At 76.7% G+C, this 1,199-nt stretch carries 1 protein-coding gene; it reads left to right on the top strand.

From position 1 onward, the window contains the following. On the top strand, positions 1–1,199 hold a 1,199-nt coding region (locus ADK41_RS04310; protein WP_209438637.1), incomplete at both ends, for a polyketide synthase dehydratase domain-containing protein.

Below are 1,199 nucleotides of genomic sequence, written 5' to 3' on the forward strand. Positions count from 1 at the left end.
CGCTGGGCGAGGCGTGGGCGCACGGTGCGGACGTCGACTGGGACGCCTTCTACCAAGGCGCCCGTCCCCACCGCGTCGACCTCCCCACCTACCCCTTCCAGCGGCAGCACTACTGGCCCCGCTTCGCCGACTCCGCCGGTGACGTCACCTCCGCCGGTCTGGAATCGCCCGACCACCCGCTGCTCGGCGCCTCCGTGGAACTCGCCGGCGGCGACGGACTCGTCGCCACCGCCCGCTGGTCCCTGCGCAGCCAGCCCTGGCTCGCCGACCACGCCGTGTCCGGCACCGTCCTCGTCCCCGGCACCGCACTCGTCGAGTCCGTCATCCGCGCCGGCGACGTCCTCGGCGTCGGCAGCGTCGACGAACTGACCCTCCAGGCCCCCGTCGTCCTCCAGGAGCGCGGTGAGGTCCAGGTCCAGATCGGCATCGGCGACGCCGACGACTCCGGCCGCCGCCCCGTCACCGTCCACACCCGGACCACCAGCCCCGACGGCGACACCGAGGACCTGTGGACCCTGCGCGCCCAGGGCACCCTCACCGAACCGGGCGCCCCCGCCGTGGCGCGGCCCGAGGACTTCACCGCCTGGCCGCCGCCCGGCGCCACCGCCCTGGCCGCCGACGGCTTCTACGACCTGCTCGCCGGCCGCGGCTACGAGTACGGCCCCGTCTTCCAGGGCGTCCGCGCCACCTGGCGGCGCGGCGACGACGTCTTCGCCGAGGTCGTCCTGCCCGACCAGGTGCGCGGCGACGCCGCCCGGTTCGGCATCCACCCCGCCCTGCTCGACGCCGCCCTGCACGCCGCCGCCCTGCACGCCGCCGGGCTCGCCCCCGGCGGCGACGACCGCACCGTCGTCCCCTTCGCCTGGTCCGGCGTGTCCCTGTACGCCACCGGCGCCACCGCGCTACGGGTACGGATCTCCCCGGCCGGCGAGGACACCGTCACCGTCCACCTCACCGACCCGAGCGGCGCTCCCGTCGCCGTCATCGACTCACTGGCCGTCCGCGAGGTGGCCGCCGAGACCCTCGACCCGACCGCACGGGCCGCCCGCGACTGGCTGTTCCACCTCGACTGGACCCCCCTCACGCCCGCCGCCCCCGCCGACGCGACCGGCTGGGCCGTGCTCGGCGCCCCCCACACCCCCGTCACCGCCCCCGACGGCACGTCGCTGCCCGTCCTCGCCGACCTCACGGCTCTCGAC

This window comes from Streptomyces caelestis (genome assembly GCF_001279005.1).
GTDB classification, from domain to species: domain Bacteria; phylum Actinomycetota; class Actinomycetes; order Streptomycetales; family Streptomycetaceae; genus Streptomyces; species Streptomyces heliomycini.